The sequence below is a fragment of the Frateuria sp. genome (genome assembly GCF_013362045.1).
In the GTDB taxonomy this organism is placed as follows: Bacteria; Pseudomonadota; Gammaproteobacteria; order Xanthomonadales; family Rhodanobacteraceae; genus Frateuria_A.
This window is the reverse complement of sequence record NZ_JABFWW010000089.1, coordinates 1-8,219: the sequence shown is the minus strand read 5'-3', so window position 1 is coordinate 8,219 and position 8,219 is coordinate 1. Positions and strand designations below refer to the sequence as shown.

General features: G+C 71.7%; 6 protein-coding genes and 1 pseudogene. 5 read left to right on the top strand and 2 right to left on the bottom strand.

Translation table 11 applies throughout. The features are described from left to right. Window positions 1–41 precede the first annotated feature (41 nt). Genes dgoD through HOQ08_RS04355 form a run of 4 tightly spaced genes read left to right on the top strand, consistent with a single transcriptional unit; the run spans window position 42 to window position 4,280 of the window. A complete protein-coding gene (gene dgoD / locus HOQ08_RS04370; protein ID WP_291192039.1) occupies window positions 42–1,190 on the top strand; it encodes a galactonate dehydratase in 1,149 nt (382 codons plus the stop codon). 2 nt (window positions 1,191–1,192) lie between these two features. Beyond that, a complete protein-coding gene (locus HOQ08_RS04365; RefSeq protein WP_291192036.1) occupies window positions 1,193–1,957 on the top strand; it encodes an SDR family oxidoreductase in 765 nt (254 codons plus the stop codon). Continuing rightward, the gene (locus tag HOQ08_RS04360) at window positions 1,954–2,892 is read left to right on the top strand and encodes an SMP-30/gluconolactonase/LRE family protein (protein WP_291192034.1); all 939 of its coding nucleotides are present in this window, start codon (window positions 1,954–1,956) and stop codon (window positions 2,890–2,892) included. The genes HOQ08_RS04365 and HOQ08_RS04360 overlap by 4 nt, the downstream gene beginning before the upstream one ends. Further along, window positions 2,889–4,280 (top strand): sugar porter family MFS transporter, encoded by a 1,392-nt coding sequence (locus HOQ08_RS04355; RefSeq protein WP_291192032.1) that lies wholly within the window; start codon window positions 2,889–2,891, stop codon window positions 4,278–4,280. Before HOQ08_RS04360 ends, HOQ08_RS04355 begins: the two co-directional genes overlap by 4 nt. A 20-nt stretch (window positions 4,281–4,300) precedes the next feature. On the opposite strand, the gene HOQ08_RS04350 is transcribed toward HOQ08_RS04355, so the two are convergent. Continuing rightward, window positions 4,301–6,400: a beta-agarase gene (locus HOQ08_RS04350; protein WP_291192030.1), complete on the bottom strand. Its 2,100-nt coding sequence runs from the start codon at window positions 6,398–6,400 to the stop codon at window positions 4,301–4,303. A gap of 49 nt (window positions 6,401–6,449) precedes the next feature. Next, complete coding sequence (locus HOQ08_RS04345) at window positions 6,450–7,772, bottom strand: amino acid permease (protein WP_291192028.1); 1,323 nt, start codon at window positions 7,770–7,772, stop codon at window positions 6,450–6,452. Window positions 7,773–7,950: 178 nt separating this feature from the next. Between HOQ08_RS04345 and HOQ08_RS04340 the strand changes: the two are divergent. Then, window positions 7,951–8,219 (top strand): annotated as a pseudogene (locus HOQ08_RS04340) (hypothetical protein); the annotation flags it as partial.

Below are 8,219 nucleotides of genomic sequence, written 5' to 3'. Positions count from 1 at the left end.
CAGGCCTGGCGGCGCCACCTCGATTCGCAAGGACAGAACGCATGAAGATCACCCGCCTCACTACCTTCGGCGTGCAGCCACGCTGGCTGTTCCTGCGCATCGACACCGATGAGGGCATCAGCGGCTGGGGCGAGCCGATCGTCGAGGGCCGCGCGCACACCATCGCCGTGGCGGTGGACGAGCTCTCCGACTACCTGGTCGGCAAGGACCCGCGCCACATCGAGGACCTGTGGAGCGTGATGTACCGCGGCGGCTTCTACCGCGGCGGCCCTGTGCTGATGAGCGCGATCGCCGGCATCGACCAGGCGCTGTGGGACATCAAGGGCAAGCACCTGGGCCAGCCGGTGCACGCGCTGCTCGGCGGCCCGGTGCGCGAGCGCATCCGCGTCTATTCATGGATCGGCGGCGACCGCCCGGCGGATACAGCGCGCGCGGCGAAGGACGCGGTGGCACGCGGCTTCACCGCGGTGAAGATGAACGCCACCGAGGAGATGCAGTACGTCGACACCTACGCCAAGGTCGAGCAGGTGCTCGCCAACGTGCAGGCGGTGCGCGAGGCGGTCGGCCCGCACGTCGGACTGGGCCTGGACTTCCACGGCCGCGTGCACAAGCCGATGGCCAAGGTGCTGATGCGCGAGCTTGCCCCCTACAAGCTGATGTTCATCGAGGAGCCGGTGCTGTCCGAGCACCTGGAGGCGCTGCCGGAGCTCGCCGCGGTGTCGCCCGCGCCGATCGCGCTGGGCGAGCGGCTGTATTCGCGCTACGACTTCAAGCGCGTGCTCTCGATCGGCGGCGTGGACATCCTGCAGCCCGATCCCTCGCACGCCGGCGGCATCACCGAGACGCGCAAGATCGCCGCGATGGCCGAGGCCTACGACGTGGCGATCGCGCTGCACTGCCCGCTCGGACCCATCGCGCTGGCGGCCAACCTGCAGCTGGATGCGGTCTGCCACAACGCCTTCATCCAGGAGCAGAGCCTGGGCATCCACTACAACGCCGCCAACGACCTGCTCGACTACGTCAGCGACCGCAGCGTGTTCGCCTATGAGGACGGCTTCGTCGCCATCCCGGGCAGTCCCGGACTGGGCATCGAGGTGAACGAGGCCTACGTCGCCGAGCGCGCCTCGGCCGGCCACCGCTGGCGCAACCCGGTGTGGCGCCATGCCGATGGCAGCGTGGCGGAGTGGTGAGCATGGCCGCTTTCGCCAGCTATCCCAGCTTGGTCGACCGCACCGTGTTCGTGAGCGGAGGCGCCACCGGCATCGGCGCCGCCTTCGTCGAACACTTCGCGCGCCAGGGCAGCCGCGTGGCCTTCATCGACGTCGACCGGGCCCACGGCGAAGCGCTGTGCGCGGGCTTGGCCGACGCCCGCCACCGGCCGCTGTTTCTGCCCTGCGACGTGACCGACCTGGACGCGCTGGCCGCAGCGATCGCGCAGGCGCGCGCCGCGATCGGGCCGATCGGCGTGCTGGTCAACAACGCGGCCAACGACGTGCGCCACGCCTTCGGCGACACCAACGGCGCGGACTTCGACCGCAACGTGGCGGTCAACCTGCGCCACCAGTATTTCGCCACGCAGGCGGTACGCGAGGACATGCGCATGCTCGGCGGCGGCTCGGTGATCTGCCTGGGCTCGACCGGCTGGATGAAGAAGAACGACGGCTACCCGATGTACGCGATGGCCAAGGCCGCGGTGCACGGGTTGGTCAACGGCCTGGCGCGCGAGCTCGGCCGCGACCGCATCCGCATCAACGCGCTGGTGCCGGGCTGGGTGATCACCGAGAAGCAGCGGCGGCTGTGGCTGGATGCCGAGGGCGAGGCCGAGATCGCCCGCGTGCAGTGCCTGCCCGGCTACCTGATGGCCGACGACGTCGCCCGTGCGGCGCTGTTCCTGGCCGCCGACGACAGCCGCATGTGCACCGGGCAGGACTTCATCGTGGACGGCGGCTGGGTATGACCACGCCCGCCGCGGTCGTGCTCCAGGCAGGCAACACGCTCGGCGAAGGCATCGTCTGGTGCGGACGCGAGCACGCGCTGTACTGGACCGACATCCACGCCGCGACCCTCTGGCGCTTCCGCCCCCGCGACGCCCGCACGGATCGGTGGGCCATGCCCGAGCGGCTGGCCTGCATCGCGCTGTGCGAGGCCGACGGCTGGCTGCTGCTCGGGCTCGCCTCGCGGCTGGCGTTCTTCCACCCGGCCAGCGGCACGCTCAGCGCCATCGCCACGGTCGAAGCCGGCCTGCCGACGCGCCTGAACGACGGCGCCTGCGACCGCCAGGGGCGCTTCGTGTTCGGCACCTTGCACGAGCCGTCCGCGGGCGGCGCCCGGCAGCCCATGGGCAGCTTCTATCGCTTGAACGCGGATCTCTCGGTCGAGCGCCTGGAGCTGCCCGGCGTGGCGATCAGCAACAGCGTCGCCTTCAGCCCCGACGGCCGCACGCTCTATTACTGCGATTCGCCCGCCCGCACGATCCAGTGCTGCGACTACGGCGACCGCTGCGGCCCCTCGCGCACCTTCGTCCGCCTGGACGATCCGCGCGGCGAACCGGACGGCTCGGCGGTGGACTGCGCAGGCAACCTGTGGAACGCGCAATGGGGCCTGGGCCGCGTCGCCTGCTATACGCCGGACGGCCGCCTGGACCATTGCGTCGACCTGCCCGCCTCGCAGCCGACCCGCCCTGCCTTCGGCGGGCCGGACCTGGCCATGCTCTACGTCACCAGCGCGCGCGACGGCCTGGACGCCGCGGCGCTCGCCACCCAACCGTCCGCCGGCGCGCTGTTCGCGGCACCGGCGGGCACCACCGGCCTGCCGGAACCGCGCTTCGCGGGCACGCCGCCACAGCTATCCGCTGCATCGCCACTCTCGCTTCCGGGGAAGCACATCGCATGAACAGCAACGCCATCGCCTCACCCGTCACGCACCCCAGGGCCACCGTCGTCTTCACCTGCGTGCTCGCCGCGCTGGCGGGGCTGATGTTCGGCCTGGACATCGGCGTCATTTCCGGCGCCACCCAGTTCATCCAGGCCGAGTTCAAGGTCAGCGACCACGTCATCGAATGGATCGTGAGCTCGATGATGTTCGGCGCGGCGGTCGGCGCGGTCGCCGCCGGCTGGCTGTCGGCGGCGCTGGGACGCAAGCGCTCGCTGATCCTGGGCGCCGTGCTGTTCGTGCTGGGCTCGCTGCTGTGCGGCCTGGCCTGGTCGCCGGAGACGCTCATCGCCGCGCGCCTGGTGCTCGGCCTGGCGATCGGCGTGGCCACCTTCACCGCGCCGCTGTACCTGGCCGAGGTGGCGCCGGAACACATCCGCGGCGCGATGATCTCCACCTACCAGCTGATGATCACCATCGGCATCCTGGTGGCCTTCCTCTCCGATACGGCGCTCAGCTACACCGGCGCCTGGCGCTGGATGCTCGGCGTGATCGCCATTCCCGGCGCGCTGTTCCTGCTCGGCGTGCTGATGCTGCCGGACAGCCCGCGCTGGCTGATGATGCGCGGCCGTCGCGACGAGGCGCTTGGCGTGCTGCAGCGGCTGCGCGGCGATTCGGCCATCGTCGAGCGCGAGGCGGCCGACATCGAGGAGCAGCTCAAGACCCCGCAGCGCGGCTGGCACCTGTTCCTGGAGAACCGCAACTTCCGTCGCTCGGTCGGCCTGGGCGTGCTGCTGCAGCTGATGCAGCAGTTCACCGGCATGAACGTGGTGATGTACTACGCGCCGCGCATCTTCCAGGCGATGGGCTACGACACGGCCGCGCAGATGTGGTTCACCGCGCTGGTCGGCCTCACCAACGTGCTGGCCACCTTCATCGCCATCGCGCTGATCGACCGCTGGGGCCGCAAGCCGATCCTGTACACCGGCTTCGCCGTGATGGCCGCCGGCCTGGGCGTGGTCGGCGCGATGATGAACGGCGGCATCGCCACGCATGCCGGGCAGCTCTTCACCGTCGCGATGCTCTTGATGTTCATCATCGGCTTCGCCATGTCGGCCGGACCGCTGGTGTGGACGCTGTGCTCGGAGATCCAGCCGCTCAAGGGCCGCGACTTCGGCATCGGCTGCTCCACCTTCACCAACTGGATCGCCAACATGGTCGTCGGCGCCACCTTCCTGACCCTGCTCAACGGCATCGGCAACGCCCACACGTTCTGGCTGTACGCCGCGCTCAACCTGGTGTTCATCGGCCTCACCTTCTGGCTGATCCCCGAGACCAAGGGCATCACGCTGGAACAGATCGAGCGCAACCTGATGCACGGCCGGCGGCTGCGCGACATCGGCCGGTAGCACGCAGCCGGGGGCGCACCTCAGCGTCGAGCGGCGGCGGCGTTGGCCGCGGCCGCCGCGTCGACGAAGCCGCGGAACGGAATGTCCGTGATTCCGACCAGCCCGATGTGCGCGTTCTCGCCGTCCAGCAGGCGGCCGGTGACGGGCTGGTCGGCGTACTCGAACCAGTGCGCGCCGACGATGGACGGATCGGCTGCCGCAGCGGCCAGGAAGCGCGCATAGGCCTCACCGCGCTGGGCCTCGTTCCACGCCGCCACCGGGCCGGCATCGAACGGCCCCCTGTCGGTCGAGCCGAACGAGAACTCGCTGACCAGCACCGGCTTGTCGAGCTTGTGCAGCCGGCCCAAGTCCATGCCGTGCCCGGGCAGGTCGGCGTAGACGTTGATGCTCACCACGTCGCACCACCGGGCGCAGGCGGACACCGCCTCGGGCGTGCGCACGGCGAAACGGCCGCCGAGGAACAGGTGATGCGGGTCGTGCCGGCGCAATGCCTGCGCCACCACCCGGAAGTACTGCTCGGCGTAGATGCGCAGCCAGGCGCTGTAGTCCTCGGCGATCGCCGGGTGCGCTTCGTCGGGCGACGGCGGCTGGAAGCCTGCCGCGGCCAGCGCTTCCCAACGCGTCACGCCGATGCCCCAGGCCACGCCGAGCTTCAGCGCATCGCCGTACTTGCGCCGGAGCATGGCGAGGAATGCCTGCTTGGCGGCGCTTTGCGGCTCGCCGCGCAGGGTGCCCTGCGCCAGCGCCCAGCGGCCCTGCGGCCCGGGTGCGGCCCAGGCCAGCTCGTTGTCGGCGAAGTAGCCGAGCAGCCACGGATCGTCGCGTACGCCGGCGCTGGCCTGCACCGCGGCGCGTTCGGCCGCCTGTGCGAAGCGCGGGTCGAAGGGGTCGGGCATGCGGCCCCAGTAGTCGTAGCCGGTGGCCACGTTGCCGTAGTCGCCGGCGATGTTGATCGCGCGCGTGTAGGCCAGGCCGCGGCCTCGCGCGACCGCTTCGTCGCTCCAGTCGCCCAGCGTGTTGAAGCCCCAGGACCCGAGCCGTTCGCGCGTGCGCGTGCGCCAGGCGTCGCGCCACTTCGCGCCGTCGACGCGGTAGAGGTTGGCCGCATAGAAGTCGAACCAGCGGCCCCGGTGGAAGGCCAGCCCCGAGGCCGCGCCGATCTGGCCGCCGTCCTCGCCATGGCCATGGAATGCCGCCCACGGGCCTTGCGCAGGAGGCAGGCCATCGAACATCCAGGCGCGACCTTCGACGTAGCTGCGCCCGCCATCGGCCGCCACGGCGTTGACGCCGAGCGAGAAGAACGCGTGGCCGTCGGGCGTGACCAGGCGCCAGCGCCCGTCCAGCTTCTGCGTGTGGAACCAGCCGGTGGCACGGCCCTGGACGTCCAGACGTCCGCCGTAGCCATCCAGCCGCTGGCGCGTGGACGCCCTCGCCGCCGGGACCTGCGCCTGCGCAGCGCGCAGCGCCGCATCGCTGGCGATCTTTTCCGGCCAGGTGCCGCGTGCGTACTGGCCGTAGCGATCGACGATGCCCGTGTAGGCCTGCCTCAGCGTCGCATCCGCATGGGCTTCGAGCGCGCCCAGCAGCAGCGTCTGGGGCGCCTGCGGCGCGGGAATGGAAAGCCGCAACGCGCGGATGTCCCGCAACGCCGGCGCACCGTCCACGGCGGTGGCCACGACCACGCGCCCGTCGGGGGCATCGAACGGCATCGGCGGGCCGGCCTGCATGCCGAAGACGCGCGGCGAGGTCGCATGCAACGGCAGCACCAGCGTCTGCGCCGGACCGGCCGGCAAGCCCACGGCGGCATGCAGGCGCTCGCCGCGGCCGCCCTCCACGTCCACGACCAGCGTCACCGCCCAGGGCATCGCGTTCTGCACGCGCAGGCGCAGCTCGCCCGCCGCGTCGAGTGCGCCGGTCGGCGGCATCAGGGTCAGCTGCGGCTGTGCGGCCGGTTCGAAGGTATAGCGGCGCAAGGTCTCGCCATCGGGCAGGCGCTGCACCGGCCCGCGCTGCACGTGCGCGAGCGCGACTCCCTCCGCGGCCAGGTCGACCGCCGGCATCGCCGTCGCGGCACGGCAGGCGATGAGCAGCGGGACCAGCGCGGAAAGGGGGGCTTTCATGGTCTCACCTCGCGCGCCCGATCATCGCCAGGCGCCGCTGAATGCCCGCTCAGGCCGCGTTGCGCTCCAGCCAGCGCCAGCCGTAGTAGGCCGGGATGCCGCAGGCGATGATGACCAGGCTCATGCCGGCGTCGCCCGGGTTGTGGATGGCGGTGGCGCCGATCACGCCCAGCACGGTGATCACGAACAGCAGCGGCAGCCACGGATAGAACGGCACGCGGTAGGGCGAGGGCTCGCTCAGGTAGCGCCGGTACCAGAACAGCGTGGCGATGCTGCACGCGTGCGCCAGCCACTCGCCCACGGTGGTGTAGTCGAGCAGCTGGTTGAAGCTGCCCGACACCGCCAGCACGATCGCCCACGCGCCCAGCGTCGCCAGCGCCACCTGCGGCGCGCGGCTGTGCGGGTCGATCTTGCCCACGGCGGAGAAGAACATGCCGTCGGCGCCCATCGTCTGCAGCACGCGCGCGCCGCCGGCGATGGCGATGTTGCAGTAGCCGAAGGTGGAGCAGGCGATGCCCAGCGCGATCAGCGTGGCGCCGCGCTCGCCGAACAGGCGGCGCATCAGGTCCGCCGCCGGCGCGTGGCTGGCCGCCAGGCCCGCGTGGCCCAGACCCGCCAGGTAGGCGAAGTTGGCCAGCACGTAGGCCACCATCACGCCGGCCAGGCCCAGCCCCAACGCGCGCGGCAGGGTGCGCTGCGGGTTGCGCACCTCGCCGGCCAGGTCGTTGAGGTAGTGGAAGCCGCCGTAGGTGAACAGCACCGGCAGCAGCGCGCCGAAGAACGCGCCGGGCGCGACCTTGTGCGCCGGGTCGGCGGCCAGCGCCACGCCCAGGTGCCCGTTGGACAGCACCACGCCCACGCCCACCAGCAGCGCGATCGCGGCGAGCTTGAGCACGGTGAAGATGTTCTGCACCCAGGCGCCGGCGCGGATGCCGAACAGGTTGACGCCGACGATGAAGGCGATCGCCCCGGCCGCCACCGGCTTGATGTACAGCGTCGACACGCCCAGCGCCGCGCAGAAGTAGTCGGCGAACGCGGTGGCCACCGCGGCCACGCTGCCGGGGTAGTTGATCAGCGCCATGGTCCAGCCGAACAGGAAGGCCGGCAGCTTGCCGAACGCCTCGCGCAGGTAGATGTAGCTGCCGCCGGCCTGCGGCCGCCGCGCGCCCAGTTCCGCGTAGCACAGCACGCCGGCCAGCGTGAGCAGGCCGCCGACCGCCCACAGGGCGAGCAGTTCCCAGCCCGAACCGGTGCGCTGGGCCAGGGTGGCCGGGGTGCGGAAGATGCCCGCGCCGATCACGCCGCCGATGACGATCATCGCCGCGTCCCAGGTACCGAGGCGGCGCAGGTAGGTGGTCGGTGCTTGGCTCATGCGTGGGCGGGCAGCGGCGGCGGCGGAAGGGCAACGATAGCGTGAGTCGCGGACCGGCACAGCCCGGCCGTTCGGCACCCCGCACGCGGCGCCGGGGCGATGCGGCGGGCTCGGGTACGCTGGCGGGATGACGATCCAGCACTCGCGCCCTCCCGCCCATCCGCGTAAGGTCGCGCGGATGTCCGCCGCCTCTTCCACACTCACCGGCACTGCCGGCGGCCCGCGCCTGCCGCGGACCCTGCGCGCGCTGTCCTGGCTGGTCTCGATGCTGCTGCTCGCGCTGGCCGCCTGGCTGCTGCACCGCTACCTGGGCGCGATGCGCTGGCGCGACGTGGGCACGGCGCTGCGGGAGTTGCCGCGCGCGCACGTGGCCGGCGCGCTGGCGGCGAAGGCGACCAGCTTCGCCATGCTGGCGGCGTTCGACGTGCTGGCTGCGCGCAGCGTGGC

Coding starts and splice junctions, on each gene's coding strand:
- HOQ08_RS04345 (WP_291192028.1), bottom strand. CDS start 7,772: ATGAGCCAAGCACCGACCACCTACCTGCGCCGCCTCGGTACCTGGGAC.
- HOQ08_RS04365 (WP_291192036.1), top strand. CDS start 1,193: ATGGCCGCTTTCGCCAGCTATCCCAGCTTGGTCGACCGCACCGTGTTC.
- HOQ08_RS04350 (WP_291192030.1), bottom strand. CDS start 6,400: ATGAAAGCCCCCCTTTCCGCGCTGGTCCCGCTGCTCATCGCCTGCCGT.
- dgoD (WP_291192039.1), top strand. CDS start 42: ATGAAGATCACCCGCCTCACTACCTTCGGCGTGCAGCCACGCTGGCTG.
- HOQ08_RS04355 (WP_291192032.1), top strand. CDS start 2,889: ATGAACAGCAACGCCATCGCCTCACCCGTCACGCACCCCAGGGCCACC.
- HOQ08_RS04360 (WP_291192034.1), top strand. CDS start 1,954: ATGACCACGCCCGCCGCGGTCGTGCTCCAGGCAGGCAACACGCTCGGC.